Here is a 21287-nt window from a genome sequence, read left to right as displayed (position 1 = left end):
AGGCGCGACCGCATCACGGTAAAACCCGAGTGTGTCGCTATGATTTACAGGATGGTTACATGGGGGAGGCTACTTGAGTAGTTTGAATCTACTCAAAGGGTTCTTTCGATGGTCCTCGATTGCCAGAATGCTGATGTTTCGCTGCTCAACATCCACGTGGTAGTACACGCCGTAGTGCGCGCAAAAGAAGACCCTGCAGTCAATGGGCGGAAAGGCCGCCTGATAGTAGGGGTCGTATCCTTCGCCAAAATAAGGATGCTCGGCTAGAAAGTCGATGAGGTTGCCGATTCTGGCGTAGACTCGCTTCGAAGGAATCTCGGCATAGGCATAGAGTGCCTCGTCAGTCATGACAACATCAAAAGGCTCATCAAGTTCGTCGAGCTCTGAGTAGAACTCGACGTCTGCGTTATCCAATTTCATGGCGAGCTGCCCTGATGCGATCTGCATCTGCCTTGGCCTGTTTCCACGGTCGCACACGACCGTTTACTAAGTCGTCGTAGCCACGCGTGATGGCTCGCTGGATGCGTTCTTCGCGCTCCTGAATGGCGGTTAGTGCGCGGGTCTGCTCGTCATAGGCCTCGGCATCCATAACGACAAGCGATGCCGATCCGTTTTTGGTTAGGTAGACGGGCTCTTTGGTTTGGTGGCAGCTATCTGCTATGGAACCAAAGTTGCGTTGCAGATCGGAAATAGGCTTTACGACAGGCATATGAAACTCCTTACATAGAATCATATGTATAACTCTATGCTGATTATAGCGGAGGACGAGGGGTCTCAGCGCGAAAGGAGTGTTATGCGTATGCGCGTCTGAATTCACAAGCGCGTTTATGCTCGAAGGACTAAGCATGACTGTCCGGTGAGATATGTCGCTTTGTGGTATCCACCCCATCCATCAAGTCTGTCGTCTCAACGGCTCCAACAACCGCAATAAACCAGACCCTCTTTTCGCCGTTCACAGAATATTTTTACCGTTCAGAGAGTTTTCGCAGCTAAAATGTTGTGCAACAAAATGTTGCTCAATGGATGCGAAGCGTTTTGTCGTATGAATCAAATGTACCTATTTGATTCGTCGAGAGGCTGAACGACATGAGCATGCCCACCACCTATCGTGGTTCTATGACACGCGAGCAGTGGCTTGTTAATGAGACGCGTGTCGTTGCGCGCCTCATGGCGGACGAGAGCCTTTCTGATACGAAAGAGATCGTTGAAAAGGTTACCGCCCAAAATCTCTTTCAATATCCTACTGAGCGTGAGCAAAAGTCTATCGCCCGTGCTTGCTGCCGCCGGTTGTTGGCTCTTAGCGAAGACGAAGGCGTGCGCGCGAGCCTGATTAATCTTGCTGCGCATGGCTCGCTCGAACAGCTTGCGCAGGTCAACCTGTATGCAATGATGTGCGACAACCGAGTTGTCTGGGACTTTATGACGTGCGTGATTGCCCCTAAGTTCAGTCTTTTTGATCTCTCGCTTCGAAAATCGGAGATCGTTACGTTTATCGAAGGGCTTCGCGCGCAGGACGATCGCGTTGCAACGTGGTCGGATGCTACGTGCAATAAAGTGCGCCAAGTCCTCGTCAACTGTATAGAGGGTGCTGGATTGTATAGCCGCAAAACTGAAGCCCTTCGTCCGCCATTGCTCGATTTTGAGCTCGAGCGTTGCGTTCGGGCCAACGACGATGCTGCGGTTCTGCCCGCCTTTGGCATAACGGAATAGGGGTGCGAGATGACAGCAACCGAGTTGCCTTCAATCGACATGAGCTTTGAGCTCATTCGTTCCAAATTCCACGACCCTGAGTTTTTGAATTGTCGTGGCTTGGGTGGCGAGGTTCCACTCTATATCTATCCATATGCAGCTAGGCAAGAGGACCAGGTACGTGCTCTGACTCAGCAGCTAGTGGATGATAACGAACGCGAGCGCCAGGCGAAAATCGACACCCCTAATTTTGTTTCGTTTGATCTGTGGAGCGTATTTATCGGCATTTGCGAAAAACGCGGCATCTTAGAAAAGATGAGCGCCCTCGAGGAAAAACGAGGCAGCGATCATTTCTTGCAACGCATGCAGAGCCGAATGGGGCCCGAGAAGTACCTCGAGTTCATTCACGGCAGCTTTATCGAGAGATACGGCGAGCCGAAGCGCGGGCGCGACGTCCTGATTATCACGGGCGTTGGCAAGATTTACCCGTTCATGCGTGCCCACATCATTCTCGAGTCTATTCAGCCGGTATTTTCCGATATACCCGTCGTTTTGTTTTATCCCGGCACCTATGACGGGCAGCAGTTAAAGCTGTTTGGCACGATTGCCGACGGCAACTACTATCGCGCGTTTAACCAACTCTAAAAACGTTTCCGGTCATCGAAAGGCATTCCCATGAAGATCAAAGATATGTTTGAGCACGACATCGACCGAAACATTAACGGTGTTATTAAGGTCGATCAGGAGGATGACGGCAGTGTCAGGCAAGAGCTGAACGAATACGTTGTGACCGACGAGCTTCGCCGCCATTTCAAGACGCTTTTCGATGCGTATGACCGAGCTCTCGATGATACGACGGATAAAATCGGCGTGTGGATTAGCGGTTCGTTTGGCTCGGGTAAATCTCACTTTCTCAAGATGCTCAGCTACCTGTTCACGAACCGTGAGGCGGCAGGTAAAACTGCGATTGAGTATATTGCTCCGCGTTTTGAAGATGACGAACTTGCCGACAAAGCAAAGCGCGCGGCGGGCGTGACGACCGACGCTATTCTCTTTAATATGGGCATCAAAAGCCCGCTCAATAAGGATGGCAGCGCGGTTGCGCGCATTTTTGCCAAGATGTATTACGAGAGCCGCGGGTTCTACGGTGCAGATTTTAAGCTCGCTCGCCTGGAGCGTCGTATTGACGACGCCGGTAAAACTCAGGAATTCCGTGCCGCATTTGAAGAGATTAATCATAGCCCCTGGGTCGATGGCCGCGAGGACTACGACTTTAACTCCGACGACGTTATCGAGGCACTCAGTCGCACGGGCGTCATGAGCAAGGACGAGGCAGAGCGCTGGTATGAAAAATCGGAAAGCAATGATTTTTCAATCGACCAGCTTACCGACGATATTGCTAAATACACAAAGCGTCGAGAGCAAGAATGCGGCGGCTTATATCGCATGATCTTTATGGCCGACGAGATGAGCCAGTTTATCGCGAGCGATACCGAGCTAATGCTGAACTTGCAGAGCATTGTCGAGGCGCTAGGCACCAAATGTGGCGGCCGTGTATGGGTTATGGTCACCGGACAGCAGGCGATTGATCAAATTACCAAGGTTAAGGGCAGCGACTTCTCCAAGATTCAGGATCGCTTTAATACGCGCTTGTCGTTGAGCAGCTCGTGCGCCGATGAAGTTATTCGTCGCCGCATTTTGGCGAAAAATCAGGATGCGAACGACTTGCTGAAAGCTGAATACCAGGAGCGCTCGGCGGTCCTCAACAACTTGTATAGCTTTAAGGATGCGGCGGCCGATTTAATTGGCTACGAGGGCGCCGAAGACTTCGCCAGCACGTATCCGTTTGCTGATTACCAGTTTAAGCTCATTCAAAAAATCATGGATGAGCTGCGCAATCACGGCGCGTCCGGAAAAAACAGCTCAAGTGCCGAGCGTTCCATGCTGAGTGGCTTTCAAGACTCCGCTCGATGCATAGAGGATAAGGACCAGAATGCCCTGGTTCCGCTCTGGCGTTTCTACAATACGATCTCGACGTCGCTCGAGGACTATCATCGTCGCGTAGTTCTTCGAGCGGCGGATGCCGCCCAAAAGGGACAGGGTCTTGAGGAATGCGACATTCCGGTACTCAAACTGCTTTTCTTGATCCTGTATGTCGATAAGGACATGCCGGCAAACGTTGATAACTTGGTCACCCTTATGACCGATGACGTGCGCACCGATCGCATTGTCGTTCGCGAGCAGATTTCGCAGTCCTTGGAGCGTTTGGTACGTCAAAACTATGTGGCTCGCAACGGCGAAACGTATAAGTACCTGACCGACGAAGAGCAGGAGATCGCCCAGCAGATTTCGCGCGTGCAGCCGGACGCTACGAAGATTACGTCCAAGGCCGCGCAGATTATGTTTAGGCAGGTCTTCGAAAACGCTAAGGTGTCGGTCGGTAAAAACGTTTTCGACGTTGAGGAATATCTGGACGACACCCGTTATAACAGCGCATCGGGGCTGGCGCTGCGCGTTATTTCTGGCGTGGATGGCGCCCCGATCCCTTCGCGCGAGGACCTGCTCCTTAGCTCTTGCAGGGGAGAGGCCATCGTGGTGCTCGATTCCCAGCAAGACTACTACGACTGTCTGTATCAGTCGGCATGTATTGAGCAATACCTCAATAGCCGTCAGGCAGACAATCGCAGCGAAGTGGTGGCTTCGATCTTGCGTGGCAAGCAGGAAGAGCGTGTTGCTCTGGATAAGCGCGCAGAGGACCTTATGCGCCAGGCTGTGCTGCATGGAACGTTCTATGTCTACGGCAGTGAGTATTCGCCAGTCAAATCGGCGTCTGCCAAGAATATGATCGAGGACTGCGTACGCCAGCTTGTTTCCGTTACGTACAACAAGTTGTCGCTTATTGACAAAAACTACGACAGTGATGTGCAGATCAAGCAAATTCTAACCGCGTACACTCCGGCAATGAATGGACAAGAGCCCAATGCCGGGGCCATCGAAGCGGTTATGCGCCTGCTGGAAGCTCGCGCTGCCCAACATATGCAGGTAACAATGAGCGAGCTGCTCGAGACATATCATGCGAAGCCTTATGGTTGGGCGGAGATTGACATTGCCGCCGTGGTTGCAACGCTGCTAGCGCAAAAGCGTGCTCGCCTGCTCTGTGCGGGACAAGCGATTGATTTTAGGGATTCCAAGATCATCGATTATCTGCGAAAGGCTGCTAAGGCACGACAGGCTGTTGTTGAGGCGCGCCAGCAGCTTTCTCGGTCGGCCATATCTAAGGCGCGACAGGCTGTAGAAGAGTTGAGCGGCAATCATACTCTGCCGCTCGAAGAGGACAGCCTTGCCGAGGCATGTCGCGGGGAGCTTGAAAAGCGCCGCGATAGCTTGGCGAGCTTTCTTTCGGTCGAGTACCAGCGTAACCCCGATTACCCGGGCCATACGGAGGTCGTGGATGCAAAGAGCCTTATCGAGGGTTTATTACAGAGCGGCCGCGATGCCGTCGATCTAATTATGGCGATCGCCGGAAAAGAGAGCGAGCTGGGAGATGCGGCTGAAGCTCTCGAAGATATTGACGAGTTTTTCGGCAGCAAGGTAACTGTATTTGACAGTGCCTGCGAGATATTCGAGCGAATGGAGAACGAGCGCGATTACTTTGAGGCCGATTCGGAGACGCTTGATGCGCTTTCCGTCATTGGAGGAGCGGTTAAACAACCGAGTTTGAGTTTGCAGTTCCAAAAGCTTTCAGAGGCAAACCTGCAGGTGAAAGTTGCCTACAAAGAGCTTTTAGACCAAAAGCGTATCGCCATGCTCAATTCTGTCGAGGAGCGCTATGGGGATATCGAAGCGTATGCCCAAAGCAAGGGCATCGCTCTGGCACGCATCGGGGAGTCGCGCAGCGCTCGAAAAGATGAGGTGCATAATGCGGCAACGCTGACCGCCCTGGATGCTGTGCCCGTCAAGCTCGATCGTGCTCAGACGACTCTGTACAAAATGATTGACGATGCCTATGAAGAGGCGAATCGTCCCAAACCGGCAAATACGAGCGTGACGGTAACGACTGATCATTCGGGGTCCGCTGCGCCTGGCTTGCCGAATGAGCCCCAATCTGCACCGGCGCCTAGGCGACGTGTCAAATCGGTGAGCCGCAGCATGGTTTTTAGGCCGCTGGAGCTGAACTCGCAACAGCAGATAGATGAGTATTTGGATGCCGCGCGCAAAGAGCTACTGCGAAGCCTTGAGGGTAATGACGCCATCCGTTTGGGCTAAGGGAGAAACATGGATACGAAAGATCTCGAAAAGTTCTGCCCTTGGGCACGCATCCGCTTAATTGACGAGGTGCGCCAGCGTTGCTATGCCTACGGACTCGACGACGCAGGGCGTGAAGAATTCAATCGCGATGCAACCATCGTTAAAGGCACGGTGCTCTCTGCGCTCGAGCGTTCGCAACGTTCGGAGCTATATCGCCGCATAGAGCATGACGGCTATGCGCGCTTTTGCGAGGAAATGGCCTATACCTGGTTTAATCGCTTTGCTGCAATACGCTATATGGAAGTGCGAGGCTATCTACCCTGTGGCGTGCGCATGCTAAGTTCATATTGCGAAACCTCGGAGTACGATAGTTTTTCGCCAGACTGCTTGCGTATGCCGACGGAGCTTGATCTGCCGGGCTTAGAGCGCGATCGCGTGTTTGACCTTGTCGCGGCGGCAGATGATGAGGCGCTGTTCCGTCTCATTTTGGTGGCGCAGATGAACGAGCTCGCCGAGTGCTTGCCCGCCATCTTTGGCCGCGTGGGCACAGCGGATGCGTTACTGCTTCCGACAAGGCTTTTGGACCGCGGTGAAGAAGGCGTACTGTGCGCTCTAGTCGAACGGATTGAACGCAGCACGTGGGAAAACGTCGAGTCCTTGGGCTGGATGTATCAGTTCTACAATTCCGAGGTCAAAGACGCATTCTTTAAATCTAAGGCCAAGGAGACGCCGGACACCATCGGTCCTGCCACACAACTGTTTACGCCCAACTGGATCGTACGCTACATGGTGCAGAACTCGCTGGGGCGTTTGTGGATGCTGAACAACCCGGGAAGTCCCCTGCGTGATGAAATGGAGTACTACATCGAGCCCGATGCGGAGCACGAGGACTTCATTAAAATCGAGAGTCCCGAGGATATTTCGCTGTGCGACCCGGCTTGTGGATCGGGCCATATTCTCGTTTACGCCTTTGAACTTTTGGCAAAGATGTATTTAGAGCGCGAATACCGTATGCGCGACATTCCCGGACTCATTCTATCCAAGAACCTCCATGGTATGGAAATTGACCCTCGCGCTGCCCAGATTGCAGGGCTTGCGTTGGCCATGTGTGCCCGAGAGATGGATAGGCGTTTCTTTGGCCGTGGGGTTCAGGCGGATGTTGCCGTGCTCGAGCCGGTTATGCTTGAGGAGGATGATATTCCGCACGGCGTCGCGCTTGCCAAGAAGAAGGATCTCATCGATGCCCTATCGCATCTGGACGAGGTCGGCTCGCTGCTCGCTCCAAGTGAGGGCGACCTTGCCGCACTGCGTGAGGCGATCGAACTCATCGGCACCGATGGTCTGTTTGACGGTAGTTCTAAAAATAAACTGGAATGTGCTCTTAAGACCTGCGAGATCCTCGCTCGCCGCCACGACTGTGTGGTGGCCAACCCGCCCTACATGGGCAGCTCCAGCTTCGGCCCCTTCATGTCCAAGTGGGTCAAGAAGAACTACCCCGACGTGAAGAGCGACCTGTGCACGTGCTTCATCGAGCGTATTTTTTCTCTTACGGAGACGGCGGGCCTTGCGGGTCTTGCAACATCAAATAGCTGGATGTTTTTATCGTCTTTCGAGAATTTGCGCCAACAGCTGGTCGATGTCAAAACGATTGATAGCTTAGTGCAGCTTTCCGTCCATGGATTTCATGGCATCGCTGCTCAGGTGTGTACATTTGTAATCAGGAACAAACATGTCGCCGGCTATCGTGGCGGCTATGTCAGATTGAATGATTTCGATCATTGGTCGTTGCAGGAAGGAAAAGCCCTCGAGGCGATCAGGAACCCCGACTGCGGCTGGTTCTACCGCCGCGACGCTGGGACCTTCAAACAGATCCCCGGCACCCCCATAGCCTACTGGGCCAGCGACCATTTGATCCAGTCGTTTGTTGCTGGTAAGCGCCTCGACTCCATTGCGACTCCGAGGCAAGGTCTTGCGACGAGCGATAATAATAGGTTCCTCCGTAAGTGGTGGGAAGTCGAGCCGGAACACACCGACAGGAGCTGTTCCGACAGGGACTCCGCAAAGAAGTCGGGCAGGCGATGGTTCCCTATTATCAGGGGAGGATTTTATCGAAAATGGTGGGGAGAGTACGACGAAGTCGTTAACTGGTACGACGATGGGCGCGAGATGAAGGAAGCCATCCTGGCAAAGTACACATACCTTTCTAAGCCTGATTTTGTCATAAAGAACCAGAATGATTACTTTAAGCCGGCAGTTTCTTGGTCGAAGATTTCTTCTAGCCTCGCATCCTTTAGGTTCGCGCCCCAAGGAATGCTTTTCGAGGTTGCTGGGGCATGCCTATTCGCGGAACCGGATGAGCTTCGCTACATCCAGGCTTTCTGCAACTGTTCTATCGCTGAAATCGATTTGGCATTCATGTCGCCAACTCTCAATTTTGAGGTGGGTCAAATCGGGCAACTGCCAATCATTCAAGATGAATGCGCTGAGCCGACTGTTTGTACGCTTGTTGAAGCTGCTCGCACGATTTCAAAACTTGATTATGATTCGCTTGAAACTTCTTGGGATTTCAAGCGCCATCCATTGGTCTGATGTCTTATGGGTGGAAAGAAAATCAAAGCGTTAACGTCATGTGGCAGGTCGGATTGGGTAAATTCGCGCACGGAGAATAAGGAACGCACTTTATTCTTGTTTAATAATTTGCTTGCAGGCTGTCCGGTGCCAAAAGCATCGGCCGTTAGAAAACACTTGCCTGCTTTGGACAGCGTTGACAATTCGCTTGCTTTGAATTGCATTCAATCGCTTTTTGCTGATTTGGATGAGGATCGTTTCTATGTGAACTATGAGCTTAGGGGGGTTGCAAAGTATCTAATTGGCAACGGGTTTGCTGACGGTGGCATTCCTAGCTCGAATATAGAGTTCCTTGCTTTTACTAAAACTCCGATTGGAATGCTGAAAGACGGATACGGACTATTTCCTGATAAGGATAAAAAGGCAATAGCCATTTCGGATGCCAAGCCCTACGACGCCATGCTTACCCTTGATGGCTTGTACAGACATTTGCGCAATTCTATTGCTCACGGTCAGTTTGCTGAAGTTAAACGGAAGTCTGCGAGTAACGGCAAGCGAGAACCTTTTCTCTATTTCCAGGACACTAATGCGAAGGGTCAGATTTCCGCCCGCATGTTCCTGTCGTATAAACGCATTAAGTTAATCGGTGAATTGCCGAACTAGTTAATGGCAGGAAGCTCGGGGGAATTGGCCATTTGACTGCGTTGCTGATTTAGTTCAACTGTGTTTGGAGATTGTTCATGCCAGTCTTGCTTTCTGAAAAATACGAGGCTCGCAAGGCCGAGGTTAATGCTCGCTTTGAGCAGCTTCGCGCTAACGAGGAAGAGCTCAACCGAATCTTTGCCAAGATCTACAACATGGAGGGCGAGGTGCCCATCGAGGTTGAGGACAAGTACGTATCGGTGGCGCGCATCTTTGATACCGCCGATGAGATTCCCGAGAGCTATAAGGGCAACAAGTACGTGCGCACCAAGCGCGACGAGATCACCTCTCTCATAAGCTATGCCGTGGGCTGCATGTTCGGCCGCTATTCGCTGGACGTGGACGGTCTGGTTTTGGCCGATCAGGGTGCCACGGTCAACGACTATCCGGTCAAGATGCCCGATCCCAATCACGTGACCTTTATGCCCGACGGCGACAACGTGCTGCCCATTACCGACGATGAGTACTTTGACGACGACATTGTGCGTTACTTTATCGACTTTGTGCGCACCGTGTACGGCGAGGAGACGCTCGAGCAGAACCTGGCCTTTATTGCCGAGGCGCTCGACGGCAAAGGCACCTCGCGCGAGGTCATCCGCACCTACTTTTTGAAGGACTTCTTTAAGGACCACTGCCAGACCTACAAGAAACGTCCCATCTACTGGCTGTTTGATTCAGGCAAGAAGGGCGGCTTTAGGGCGTTGGTCTACATGCATCGCTATCGCCCTGATTTGTTGGCGCTGATTCGTACGGGTTATATCCATCCTCAGCAAGAACGTTACCGCAATCGGCTGATGTGGATTGCCGACCAGATAGAGGTAAGCGACAGTCGTGATCGTGCTCGTCTTGCTAAGGAGCAAAAGCGCATAAGCGACCAAGCTGCCGAGCTCGTGAGCTACGAGGAGAAGGTCCATCACCTTGCAGACCAAATGATTGAGATTGATTTGGATGACGGCGTTAAGGTCAATTACGCCAAGTTCCAGGACGTTCTCGCCAAAATCAAATAGTCGTCTGCGCGCTAGAAGTCGAAAGAGCCGCTATGGGAGCATTGGTAAACAACAATCAGATCATTCGAATCGATAGCAATCTTCTGCTCGATCCAACCATGTGCGATGCGTACATGGACGGTTCCTACTTATGCTTGACCCCCAATGAGTTCAACATCTTGTTTTGCATGGCTCAAAAACCGGGTCATGCATTTTCTCGCCAAGAGCTGTTTGTTGCGACATTTGGCCACGATGACCCTAAGTCACATCGAGTGCTCGATAGCCATATCAAGAACATTCGCAAGAAATTGAAAGAAGATGCCCGCAACGCTCGTTGGCTTAAGGGCGTTCACGGTTATGGCTATCGTCTCGATTTTGCTCCGGGATTTGAGCCTGAGGCGAGCATTGGTGAAGGCGTGCGTGTATTTCGTTCTGCGCATGGCGACCGTGTGCTTGTCGTTGATTCTGAGAACCGTATTGTTCAGCTCGATGGCGAGGAGCTTGCGCTTACGCCAATTGAGCACAGTGTCTTGAATGCACTTACGGCTAGGTCAAACGTTGAGATTTCAAATGAGGAACTCTCTCAGATTTCGATGGGCGTTGGCTTCGCTGAATCGAATAGAGCTCTTGCTTCGCATGTTAAAAACCTCCGTAAGAAGCTGGGAGATGAGGTAAAGAATCCCCTTTGGATTAAAACGGTGCATGGTTTTGGCTATCGGTTCCTAGGTGTCGATGAGACCCCCGCGCCATGCGAAGAACAAATGCTGGATGACTCTCTGATCAAGCTTTCCGAGCAGCTGCAAATGGCATTTGATACAACGTCCGGTTCCATTCTTTTATGGCATGACGTTGGCAGTGCATACGCGGATGTTGTTGAGCGGCTATTATTGCCCGACGATGTTGTGTTGATTCGCGAGGATGTGGCCGGCAAATTCGATACGATTCGAGCTATTAACGAACTCGGCTTCGATGAACGAGCGCTGTTCTATCGGTCATCACCGTGCGTTGTCGATGCGAACGATTGGTTTGCGGACGTTGAAGCGAGTGCTGAGAGCTTTGTTCCCGAGACGCAAAGTGATCCGGTCGAAGCCCGAGAAAACGTTATTGAAGATAATGAATGCGGGCCGGCCACGGCGGCTCCGCGCGTTGCTGTGGCTGAAGACGTACATCCCCAGCCGTTCCATGGCGAGCGTGTTGATACCGGATCTGAAGGCGTCATGGCCAGTGAGCCAACTCTTCCCAAGCTTGATGAGGATTGGTACCTGCTTTCCCAGTTTGCGGAGCTGGCGGGATGCTCGCCCGACGAAACGCTCAAGCTGGAATTGTTTGCCTATCAAACGGGGTTCACGCTTTATGCTGACTGCGCCTGTAGAGGCCGGGGTGTAAGCCAGACAGATTTCTATCTGTCTTTGATGCACGGAGCCATCGTCGAGCATGATAGCCTGCCTCAATCCATGTTGAACTGTATGTCCTTTAAAAACATGGTCTATCGAGCCATTAGGTCGGGCGACTTGCTTGACTACGACGAGTCGAGCTGGATTACGCGCGATGGTCTTGATGAGCTTGATATTAGGGATGCCGATTTGCGCAGCTTTGCTTTGGATGCCATCGAGCGTGGCGCTGATGACGACACGCCGTACTTTACCGTGCCGTGGCTCAGGCGCTGCGCATCCGATTTGCCCTTACTTGAGTACGGTCTATCCGATGCATTTTACGAAAGTGTGCTCCTGTCGCAGGAGGACCTGCTGGGGCACGGAAACCTTGTGGGCATTAAGCTCTTTGCGCCGCGCGGCCACCCCATGAAGGGTCGCGATTTTATCCAGGCGGTGGTGGGTCGCGAGATATCGATCGATATCGACGATCTTGTCGACTTGCTTTCGGAAGAGTACGGCGTAGTGATTCCGCGCGCGCAGCTCATCCAGATAATTCGTAAGTCGGACTTGTTTTATTCAAGCGCTAGCGAGCGCGTATTTGTTAGCCATGACCAGTTTGTACTAGAAGTGGAGTAAGACAATGGAAATGGAAAAGTTCATCAACACGGGCATTGCTGAGGGCTGGGTTCGCAAAACCGACAATATCGAGCGCAAGTTTATTGGTGGCCAGAACCAGGATTGTCCGATTTACGAGGTTCGCGTCGATAAGCTGCACTTTAATGTGCAGAACGGGCGAATTGCTACGTTCATTTCGCGCTATCAGGCGGAGCATCCCGAAGGTTTGCCCCAGGATCAAACGGAACTCGATAACCTTATTGCTGATATGATCGAGGCCGATAACCCCAAGCATCTTAAGACGACCATGTTGGATATTAAAAACAAGGGTCAACAACAATCTGCGATCATTCTGACCAACGGCGTTGTCATTGACGGTAACCGTCGTTTTACTTGCTTGCGTAAGTTGTCTGCTGCCGAAAACACCCTTCGCATGCTGCGCTGCTGTGTGTTTCCCGATACCTATGACGAGAATGCCATTAAGGGTCTTGAGCTCGAGATTCAGCTGGGCGAGGACACCAAGCAGGAATATGATGCCATCTCTCGTCTGGTCGATATCGATAGGTGGGTCAACGAAGGGCGTATGACGGCAGAAGAATATGCCAAGCATGCCAATATGAAGCAGAGCAAAATGAAGAACTGCCTCGCTCAAATTGATATGTTGAAAGATTTCCTTGAGTTTTGTGAAGCTCCCGGGGCATTTCATATTGCTCAGGACCTTAAGCTGCAAGGCCCTATCGAGTCGCTTACGAACGGGCTCGTGAAGGTCAAGAACAAGGACAAGCGAGAAGAAATTAAAAACGCAGTGTTTGTAAATTTAATGTGCCAGACATTCGGCGACGCGACGCGTGGGGTTCGTGAGTTCATCGATAATCTGATTGCTGACGACAAACTGCGCGAAGAGCAGCTGGATTATGCCGTTGAGGTCTTGGAAAGGCTTGCGGAAAAGCCCGAAGACGTGGTTGTCACTACGGAATATCTTCGCGATGCGTTTGGCTCTGATACCCGCTTGAAAGAGGGAATGAAGGCGTCTAGAAATGTAGCGCGCACTAAGGCCGGCAATCGTAAGATCAAAAACGGACAGGTACGCGCCGTTCGCAATGCGCTCTCGGATGTTAATAATGTTGACGTGGAAATACTGCACAAGTTAGAGCCTGAGCAGCTTGCTGATATGCAGGATGGGCTTCAGTCCCTTCTCGAGAAGGCCCAGGAAGTTCTCGATGTCGTCCAAAAGACTTTAGAGGGCTAAGCAATGCGCCTGTATCAGCGAAACGGACAAATCTATCTTGATCCTGATCCTCTTGATGCTGACTCTCTTCGTCGCAATGCTCGCTTTAAGATGACCTGCAGGGCATACGTTAGGTGTGTAGTCCAGGGCCACATTTTGCTCGAAGAGATCGGCAACTATACGGAGTTCGAAAAGATTGTTGGCAAGCTTTCGAAGGTTGCTGGCCGTCTTGGTGTGGCGCTATCGGTCGATGACGACCTTCAGGACGGCTTTACGCAGATTCGCGAACTTGCCGAGCAACGTTCGCGTTTGGGAAACGAGATCAAGCGCGGCGACCACAAACACGATGCCCATCTCGCAGAGTTCTCGGAGGTCGTCGATGCCGCCATGGCGCGTCCACTTAAGGATCGCCAGATGCGCGACGCGTTTTTCTTGGCAACGATGGGACGTGCAGGCAACTTCTCGGTGCCGGGGTCGGGTAAAACGGCGACCGTTCTTGGTGCGTTTGCCTTTTTGGCGGCCCGCAGCATGGTCGATCGCATTATGGTCGTGTGCCCAAAAAACGCATTTGATTCCTGGGCTACGGAGTGGAGGCTCTGCTTTGGCGATAAGTGGCCACTCAACTTGTTTACAACGCAAGACGATGCTTACCGAAAGCTTGGTAAGTCTGACCGTCGGAGCTATATTCGCGCTCGTGTGGGCGGTTGCAATTTGCTGCTTGTGAATTACGAGGCGGCTATTGGCGTTGCCGAGGAACTCAGTAAGGTCGCTGGTGAGCGTACACTTTTGGTGTTCGACGAAATCCATCGCGTTAAGCGCGTTGGCGGAAAGCAAGCTAACGCGGCTCTCGTGGTTTCCAAGAGTGCTCCCTATACGTTTGCCCTGACGGGCACGCCAATTCCTAACGGATATATCGATATTTACAATATGTTGCATATTCTGTACCCGCGGGAGTATGACAACTTTTTTGGCTTTGAGAAAAGCGAGCTCAAAAACGCCGAGGACTCGGACATTGAGCTCGTGAACAACAAGTTGCAGCCATTTTATTGCCGTACGACCAAGGATGACCTAGGCGTCCCGAGGGCTGAGCCCGACGAGCTTATCAAGGTGTCGTCTGGCGAGCGTACGAATCTACTGCTCGGCGTTATTAAAAACCGTTACCGTCGCAACAAACTGACCTTGATGCTGCGTGCGCTGCAGATGGAGAACGATCCGATCGACCTGCTCGAAACGCTTAATCCCGAAGACTATCGTTGGATTATCGAAGAAGACGAGGAGACCGGCGAGGTCGATGCCGTCGACTACTCCGATAAGATTGTGGGCATGATTCGCTCTGCCGGGACATCGAGCAAACGTGCTCGTTGCTGCTCTCTGATTGGCGACTTGGTGGCACAGGGGCGCTCGGTTATCGTCTGGTGCATTTTCATCAAGAGCATGTCCGATCTTCAGCGCGGTCTGGCTGATATGGGGATTGAGGCACGTACGATTAACGGCCAGGATGACCTTGTCTGTCGTTCGGCAGACCTGGATGACTTTAGGGCTGGCAAGTTTCCCGTACTCATCACCAATCCTCATACGCTTGCCGAGTCTGTCTCGCTGCATTCGATTTGTCACGATGCCGTGTACTACGAGTACAGCTTTAATCTGGTCCATTTGCTGCAGTCCCGCGATCGAATCAACCGTTTGGGCCTGCCGCAAGATCAGCAGACAAGGTACTACTACCTTTCGGAAGATTACGACCTTGGAAAACCCGACCCGTGGTCGCTTGACGAGGAAATATATACTCGCCTGCGCGAAAAAGAGAACACCATGCTCAGGTGTATTGATTCCGAAATACTCGAGACGCAGCCTACCTCTCAAGAGGATTTGGATGCTATTTTCGCCGGTTTGTTTGATGACTAGTTTTGAGAGTTTGCCATGAAGCTTGCAGATATTACATCCGAGCTGCTGCATTTGTTTGCAGGTCAGGACGCCGATTGCGGGGGCGCCATTGTTGTATGGCATGATCCGTCCGGTGAATTTGAGGATGTGCTTGCAGATTTGGAGTTGCCGGGCGTCAGCGTTCTCGTTGATCGCGAGGGTGGTCGGTTTGCTATCAAGCGTAAGCTCAATGGTGACTTGGGCGGACGTAAGGTGCTCATATATCGTCGCTGCGCAGGGGAGCCGTCTGGCGATTGGCTGGCGGATGTTGAAGCGCGTTGCGTCCCGTTTGCCGCCGACTATGTTTCCGTGCAGCTACGCGAGATCGGCGCGGTTGATTCGTATGAGATGCGCGCGGCGCTTGAGTCCCATAAAGCCTTTTTTGCCAAGCGCCGCAACGTTATAAAGCTCAATAAGTTGCTACATTCATCGAGGGAAGTCGCTGTTGCGACCGTCGATGAGCTTGAGCTTGGCATTTTGGCTGCCTGCTTGGGTGCCAGCGAACTCGATCCCGCGGCAAACGTATCAGGCTATTTGGCACTCCTGCACGAGGGCAATGCTGATCAGGTGGTTGTCCTACTTGCTGAATATGAGATGAATGGCTATTTCTGCGAGCTCATTCGTCATTGGTGTGGTTTTGATGGGAACGCGCTCGAGCTATCTCGTGTTCCCGAGTTGTTGGTCCACGTGTTGCTCACCGCCTGCTCGCGGTCAATGACGGGTGGATGTCTGGACGCGCTGTCGGGACGTTTCTCTTCCCAGGCTGTTCATGCCGCGTTCTGCCGCGCATGCGTTGATTATTGGGTTCGTGGCGGTAATCGTCTATTGCTGTTGAGTATGACAACGGCGGTTGAGCGCGAGCTTGAGCTTGGAAAGATACTTGCTGACGTTGGTCTTGACTGTATTGCAGGAGCCGACGTCTTTCCCTGCATCGATGCCACCATTCTGCGCATGCTGTTTGAGCGGGTGCGTCTGTCTGTGGATGCTGCTGATGAGGTTTTGTCGGTCGTCGCCTCTCGTCGCGGATCGCTCTGGTATGAGGAACTTGCCTGCTATTATCGTGGCGTTTCGGCTGCAGCTCATATGCAGTGTTTTTATCGCGACCATGTAGAAGGTTTTGCGGGCATGGGGGCTTTGGCCCTTTGGGGTTCTTATGCCAGCGATTTCTATCGCATGGACGCTTGGTACCGTGAGCTGGTGACAGAGTTCGCCGGTGCCTTTAGAGCGGGGGAGTACGAGCTCGATGAAGACTTCCGGGCCTGCTTTGAGTCGATGGAAGCTTTGTATAAAGGCTGGTTTCTTAAGGAGCTCTCTCGCCGTTGGGCAAGCGCGTCGGGCGATGCATTGGGCTTGCAGGGATATGTGAAAGGTATTCCGCGTCAGGTTGATTTTGATCTGAGCTACGTTGAGCCCGCGAATCGCCGCGGAAAGCGTATTTGGGTCATCGTTTCTGATGCTTTGCGCTATGAGGTTGCTGCAGAACTTGCCGAGCGTCTTGAGCGCGAGACAAAGGGTCGGTGCGAGCTTGGCGCCGTGCAAGGCGTGTTTCCTTCGATAACCAGATGCGGTATGGCTGCCTTGTTGCCTCATGGAACGATGCGTTACGAGGCATGCGGAGAGGGGGGATCGGGCTTTGGCGTGCTTGTTGATGGGGGGCGCGTCGATACTATCGAATCTCGCCAAAAGGTGATTGGCGAGCATTATGAGGGTGCTGTTGCGGTTCGCTATGACCGTTTTGTCGGCGAGATGGACCGTGCCGAACGCAAGAAGGTCGTAGGAGACGCGAGCGTTGTCTATATCTATCACGATCTCATTGATGCCATTGGTGACAAGGCCGCAACCGAGCGCAGGGCGTTTCATGCCTGCGATGAAACAATTGACGAGTTATCGGTGCTGGTCAAGCTCATCGTGCGTGAGTTTATGTCGTCTCGAATCGTCATTACGGCAGATCATGGGTTTCTGTACACCGTAGAGCCGCTTACCGAATATGATCATACGAGTGTCGCGGACGTGGCGGGCGACGTCATTGAGGCTGGACGCCGCTGGGCTGTTGCCTCGAGCGATTCTGAGTCCGATACGCTGCTTAAGGTTGCTCTACCCGCTTCTGCTGGTAGCCTCGTGGGCTTTTCGCCGCGTGAATGCGTGCGTTTGCGACGTCCCGGCGGAGGCGAGAACTTTGTCCATGGCGGTATCTCATTGCAGGAGATGTGTGTGCCGGTTTTGACCTTTAGCAATAAGCGCGCCGGAACGCGTGGCTTTGTCGCATCGAGCCCTGTTGGCTTGTCCCTCGTTACGCAACTTGAATCCATCTCGAATACGTCTTTCTTCCTGGAGTTTCTGCAAGATGAGGTAGTGGTCGGCAAGATCCTTCCTGCGAACTATGAAGTGTTTGTTGCCGATCGCAGCGGAAACCCCGTAACCGACATTGCAAGAATCGTAGCCGATTTGACCGAAGTCGATGCGAGGGCGCGCCGCTTTATGGTAATGCTGACGGTGCGTCCAACCGTTGAACTTGATGAACGCGCGGAGTATGCACTTTGCCTGAAAAACGCGGATAGCGGCGAAGATCGTGTTCTTCAGACGCTGCACTTCCATGTTTATCTGGGTCGTGAATGGTAAGTGGGGGGGCTGAATAGGGAGGTTGCACCATGGAGATCGAAGTTGATGTAGACCAACTGTGCGAGAGTCTGCTCGACCGCGCGGGGAGTGCAGCCGGCGTGGGCTTTCCGGCCGCCATGCTCGAAGTAGTAGATATCGAGGACGAGTCACCTCAGGAGCTCCTAGCCCGAGCCGAACGAGAAGGCCTCGACCTCCGCGATTTTGCCGTCGACGATGACTAGGGTAGCTAATTTGGGACGGGCGTCTGTACCCGCAGCTGCGCGAAAATGCACGATAAGCCGTCGCAATGGAGTCTAATGAGCTCGCGACCGTTCTATTTTGACTGCACGCTGGCTAAGTGAGTAGGCTTTATTCGAAATCCAGAGCACCCGACAATTTTGCTTCAACAAACCCGCAGGTCACAGACTTGTGCTTTGGTGACGTGGTCGGCGATTCTACAAAAGTCTACTCACTTAGTTTTGAGAGGCACTAATTGTCCGCAACGAGACCCCAGCCGGGGCGATTGATGCTCAAATGTAGCCAATTCGGGACGGTTATCCCCTTGCCGCTACGACGCCAGCGTGGCGATGACGGCTTCGTCGCCGGCGTATATGAGGGTGTTGCCGTCGGGGATGATCGTTTGACCGTCGCGCTTGAGCATCACGACGATAAAGGGGTGCTTGCCTTGCGGCACGTCGCGTAGACGTTGGCCGGCCAGACGCCCGTGGGGCGTTACGGTGACCTCGCGCAGCGTAACCTCGGCACGCTCTTCAAACGTCGGCGCGGCCATAACCAGAAGGTCGCCTTCTTCAATTACGGTATCACCGTTGGGCAGCACGGGGTGTGCGCCGTCGCGCAGCACCAGGACCACCAGCATATCCGTCGCGCTGCCAATATCGGCGAGCGAACGACCGGCAAACGGATGGCCCGCGCCTACCTTGAGTTTGACGAACGACATACCGTCCTCGTCACGGTAATCGTTAAACGTACGGCGAACGTCGCCTTCCGCGTCGATCATATCGAGCTTCTTTGCCACCGCCGGTAGCAGCGAACCTTGCACCACAATGCTCGATACGGCAATTACAAACACAAGGTCAAACAGGTCGTGACCGCCGGGAACACCGGCCACCACGGCAAAGAGACTAAACACGACCGAAGCTGCGCCGCGCAGGCCAGCCCAGCTTACGAGCGCAACCTGGCGGGGGTTCGTCTTAAAGGGCGCCAGTAGTACGCCTACGGCGAAGGGGCGGCTCGCGAAGAGCATAAACGCCATGAGTGCCAGGCCCGGCAGCAGCATTTGCGGCAGGCGGGCGGGCGTCACGAGCAGGCCGAGCAAAAAGAAGATGGTCATCTCTGCCATCTCGGTGAGGGTGTCGAAGAAGTGCGCCAGCTCGACCTTGCCGGTGATGTCGCTCGCGCCCAGCACAATGCCCGCCAGGTATACGGCCAAAAAGCCGTTGCCGCCCAGGTAGCTCGGCAGCGCGTAGGCGACGATAGCCACGGCGAATAAAAAGATAGTCTGCGCGCCCTCGGCTGTTGCATGCGCGCGCTCGATCAGACGGCTGGATGTCCAGCCAATGGCAAGACCCAACCCCACGCCTAGGATGATTTGCTTGGCCAGCAGCACGGGGATGTTAACGTCGCCGCCCGCCGCGAGGGTCGCGAGCACGGCGGTGAGCATGTAGGCGACGGGGTCGTTGGAGCCCGATTCGACCTCGAGCAGCGAGTCGGTGCCACCTCTCAGCGACAGACTGTGCTCGCGCAGCACGCTAAAGACGCTCGCCGCATCGGTCGACGCCACGACCGATCCCAGCAGCAGGCCGCCGATCCAGTCGAAGCCCAGTACAAAGTGCGCGAACACGCCGGTGATGCCAGCGGTGATGACGACGCCGAGCGTGCTCAGCAGCACCGCGGGCACGGCGACGGGCTTGGCGCGGTCGATGTTGGTGTTAAAGCCGCCGTAGAACATGATGAACAGCAGCGCCGTGCTGCAGACGGTTTCGGTGAGCGCATAGTCGCTAAAGTCGATGTGCGCCGGGCCGTTGACGCCCAGCAGCATGCCCAGCGCGATAAAGATGAGCAGGGTGGGGAAGGGGAGCTTTTTGCCGACGGGTTTGATGGTCAGGCACAGAATAATGACGAGGCCGATAAAGAGAAGTATCTGGTTCATGGATGGTGTCCGCTCCTGGGTGGTTGGCGTGGCACGGTCAGTTGTCTGCGGTTATTTGTACCCAAAGATGGTGGGTATATGGGGGCGGATTGCGGACGTGCGCATTTTCGACACGAGGCTGCGACGCGAGCGTTGCTGGTCGGGGAGCAGCTGCCAGCGGTGCACCGTGAACGGCGCGCGCGGGCGCGTGGGCGGCGGCGACCGTTGACGGTATGCAACCCTTTCCAGCTTTATTGCAACGGAGTACAATGGATAACGTTTAAGTTCAACTTGAAGTTTTAGTTGCGGCTCCGGGCTTCGGCCGCAATGTAAAGAGAGGCGTTCCATGGCGATCTATGTGACATCCGATGCTCACGGGCACGTGCGTGCGCTTGACGAGGCCCTGTCCAAGATTTCGCTGGCGTCCGACGATACGCTGTACGTGCTGGGTGACATGATCGATCGCGGGCCCGATCCAGTTGGCGTTATTAAGCTCGTTCGCTCGCTGCCCAACGCTCGCGTGCTCAAGGGCAATCACGAGCAGATCATGCTCGATGCCATTATTGGCCAAGATCCGCTCGATGCCGAGACCTGGGATATCAACGGCGGTTGGACTACCCGTCAGCAGCTCAACGATATGGAATTTGAGGCGTACGAGGAGCTCGTGCGTTGGATGGCGACGCTGCCGCTCTACGCGGTAGCCGGAACTGACGAGCGTCCGTATCTGCTGGTGCATGCCGGCATCCAGACCGAGGCGGCGCGGGCGTTTTTGCTTGAACATGGGGTTGATTGTGCCGATGGTGCCGGAGCGGTTGGCGCCGATCGCGAACTGCTGAAGCAGATGCTTGCCGTGCAGTCGTCCGATGACTTGCTGTGGATCCGTCACGGCTATTGGGATGCGCCGACGGGGTTGCTTTCTGCCGAGGGCAAGGGCCCGGTCGTGGTGAGCGGCCACACGCCAACGGTGTCGCTCGGGCGTTATTGCGAGGTAGGCGGCCTGGCGGGGCTCGATGAGGAGTCGGGCCGCGGGCAGATTGTGCGCCTGGGCGGCGAGGATACCGCCGGCGTTCCCGATCGCATCGACATCGACTGCGCCGCCGCCACCGGCTCCGAGTTCGGTCGCGTGGGCATCCTGCGGCTCGATGATGGTGCGGAATTCTACGCCAACATTCTTCCTGGCGAATGATTACACAAAGGGTAGCCAATTTGAG

The 21287-nt window shown here is 53.8% G+C and carries 15 protein-coding genes; 12 read left to right on the top strand and 3 right to left on the bottom strand.

What is annotated here, in order from left to right:
* Positions 1–69: 69 nt before the first annotated feature.
* Together I4W09_RS05945 and I4W09_RS05940 are read right to left on the bottom strand one after the other, a co-directional pair.
* Complete coding sequence (locus tag I4W09_RS05945) at positions 70–420, bottom strand: type II toxin-antitoxin system RelE/ParE family toxin (RefSeq protein ID WP_196032775.1); 351 nt, start codon at positions 418–420, stop codon at positions 70–72.
* A complete protein-coding gene (locus tag I4W09_RS05940) occupies positions 407–709 on the bottom strand; it encodes a type II toxin-antitoxin system Phd/YefM family antitoxin (protein WP_196032773.1) in 303 nt (100 codons plus the stop codon). The genes I4W09_RS05945 and I4W09_RS05940 overlap by 14 nt, the downstream gene beginning before the upstream one ends.
* A gap of 377 nt (positions 710–1086) precedes the next feature.
* Between I4W09_RS05940 and I4W09_RS05935 the strand changes: the two genes are divergently transcribed.
* From I4W09_RS05935 to I4W09_RS05885, 11 genes are all read left to right on the top strand, one after another.
* Positions 1087–1710, top strand: coding sequence for a DUF1819 family protein (locus tag I4W09_RS05935; protein WP_196032771.1), 624 nt, complete (start codon positions 1087–1089; stop codon positions 1708–1710).
* Between the two features lie 9 nt (positions 1711–1719).
* Positions 1720–2334: a DUF1788 domain-containing protein gene (locus I4W09_RS05930; RefSeq protein WP_196032769.1), complete on the top strand. Its 615-nt coding sequence runs from the start codon at positions 1720–1722 to the stop codon at positions 2332–2334.
* Between the two features lie 30 nt (positions 2335–2364).
* Positions 2365–5955: a BREX system P-loop protein BrxC gene (gene brxC, locus I4W09_RS05925; RefSeq protein WP_196032768.1), complete on the top strand. Its 3591-nt coding sequence runs from the start codon at positions 2365–2367 to the stop codon at positions 5953–5955.
* Positions 5956–5964: 9 nt separating this feature from the next.
* On the top strand, positions 5965–8526 hold the full coding sequence (gene pglX, locus I4W09_RS05920) for a BREX-1 system adenine-specific DNA-methyltransferase PglX (protein ID WP_196032766.1): 2562 nt from the start codon (positions 5965–5967) through the stop codon (positions 8524–8526).
* Positions 8527–8622: 96 nt separating this feature from the next.
* Complete coding sequence (locus I4W09_RS05915) at positions 8623–9168, top strand: hypothetical protein (RefSeq protein WP_230318705.1); 546 nt, start codon at positions 8623–8625, stop codon at positions 9166–9168.
* Positions 9169–9245: 77 nt separating this feature from the next.
* Entirely contained in the window at positions 9246–10214 is a 969-nt protein-coding gene (locus I4W09_RS05910) for a BREX-1 system adenine-specific DNA-methyltransferase PglX (protein WP_196032762.1), read from the top strand.
* A gap of 32 nt (positions 10215–10246) precedes the next feature.
* Positions 10247–12202, top strand: coding sequence for a winged helix-turn-helix domain-containing protein (locus tag I4W09_RS10685; protein WP_196032760.1), 1956 nt, complete (start codon positions 10247–10249; stop codon positions 12200–12202).
* A 4-nt stretch (positions 12203–12206) separates the two neighbouring features.
* Positions 12207–13430: a hypothetical protein gene (locus I4W09_RS05900; RefSeq protein ID WP_230318704.1), complete on the top strand. Its 1224-nt coding sequence runs from the start codon at positions 12207–12209 to the stop codon at positions 13428–13430.
* A gap of 135 nt (positions 13431–13565) precedes the next feature.
* The gene (locus I4W09_RS05895; protein ID WP_196032754.1) at positions 13566–15311 is read left to right on the top strand and encodes an SNF2-related protein; all 1746 of its coding nucleotides are present in this window, start codon (positions 13566–13568) and stop codon (positions 15309–15311) included.
* Between the two features lie 15 nt (positions 15312–15326).
* Positions 15327–17948: a BREX-1 system phosphatase PglZ type A gene (gene pglZ, locus I4W09_RS05890; RefSeq protein ID WP_196032751.1), complete on the top strand. Its 2622-nt coding sequence runs from the start codon at positions 15327–15329 to the stop codon at positions 17946–17948.
* Positions 17949–17977: 29 nt separating this feature from the next.
* A complete protein-coding gene (locus I4W09_RS05885; protein ID WP_196032749.1) occupies positions 17978–18169 on the top strand; it encodes a hypothetical protein in 192 nt (63 codons plus the stop codon).
* A 326-nt stretch (positions 18170–18495) separates the two neighbouring features.
* Here the strand turns inward: I4W09_RS05885 and I4W09_RS05880 are convergent, their stop codons facing one another.
* Positions 18496–20097 carry a potassium/proton antiporter gene (locus I4W09_RS05880; protein ID WP_196032747.1) on the bottom strand — a complete coding sequence of 534 codons (1602 nt, stop codon included), beginning with the start codon at positions 20095–20097 and terminating at the stop codon, positions 18496–18498.
* Positions 20098–20422: 325 nt separating this feature from the next.
* On the opposite strand from I4W09_RS05880, the gene I4W09_RS05875 reads away from it, so the two are divergent.
* Positions 20423–21262, top strand: coding sequence for a metallophosphoesterase (locus tag I4W09_RS05875; protein WP_196032745.1), 840 nt, complete (start codon positions 20423–20425; stop codon positions 21260–21262).
* The last annotated feature ends 25 nt before the right edge of the window (positions 21263–21287 follow it).

Source organism: Collinsella aerofaciens (assembly GCF_015670795.1).
Classification (GTDB): Bacteria; Actinomycetota; Coriobacteriia; order Coriobacteriales; family Coriobacteriaceae; genus Collinsella; species Collinsella aerofaciens_Q.
This window is presented reverse-complemented; position numbering and strand designations above follow the sequence as displayed.

Coding starts and splice junctions, on each gene's coding strand:
- I4W09_RS05945 (WP_196032775.1), bottom strand. CDS start 420: ATGAAATTGGATAACGCAGACGTCGAGTTCTACTCAGAGCTCGACGAA.
- I4W09_RS05940 (WP_196032773.1), bottom strand. CDS start 709: ATGCCTGTCGTAAAGCCTATTTCCGATCTGCAACGCAACTTTGGTTCC.
- I4W09_RS05935 (WP_196032771.1), top strand. CDS start 1,087: ATGAGCATGCCCACCACCTATCGTGGTTCTATGACACGCGAGCAGTGG.
- I4W09_RS05930 (WP_196032769.1), top strand. CDS start 1,720: ATGACAGCAACCGAGTTGCCTTCAATCGACATGAGCTTTGAGCTCATT.
- brxC (WP_196032768.1), top strand. CDS start 2,365: ATGAAGATCAAAGATATGTTTGAGCACGACATCGACCGAAACATTAAC.
- pglX (WP_196032766.1), top strand. CDS start 5,965: ATGGATACGAAAGATCTCGAAAAGTTCTGCCCTTGGGCACGCATCCGC.
- I4W09_RS05910 (WP_196032762.1), top strand. CDS start 9,246: ATGCCAGTCTTGCTTTCTGAAAAATACGAGGCTCGCAAGGCCGAGGTT.
- I4W09_RS10685 (WP_196032760.1), top strand. CDS start 10,247: ATGGGAGCATTGGTAAACAACAATCAGATCATTCGAATCGATAGCAAT.
- I4W09_RS05900 (WP_230318704.1), top strand. CDS start 12,207: ATGGAAATGGAAAAGTTCATCAACACGGGCATTGCTGAGGGCTGGGTT.
- pglZ (WP_196032751.1), top strand. CDS start 15,327: ATGAAGCTTGCAGATATTACATCCGAGCTGCTGCATTTGTTTGCAGGT.
- I4W09_RS05885 (WP_196032749.1), top strand. CDS start 17,978: ATGGAGATCGAAGTTGATGTAGACCAACTGTGCGAGAGTCTGCTCGAC.
- I4W09_RS05880 (WP_196032747.1), bottom strand. CDS start 20,097: ATGAACCAGATACTTCTCTTTATCGGCCTCGTCATTATTCTGTGCCTG.
- I4W09_RS05875 (WP_196032745.1), top strand. CDS start 20,423: ATGGCGATCTATGTGACATCCGATGCTCACGGGCACGTGCGTGCGCTT.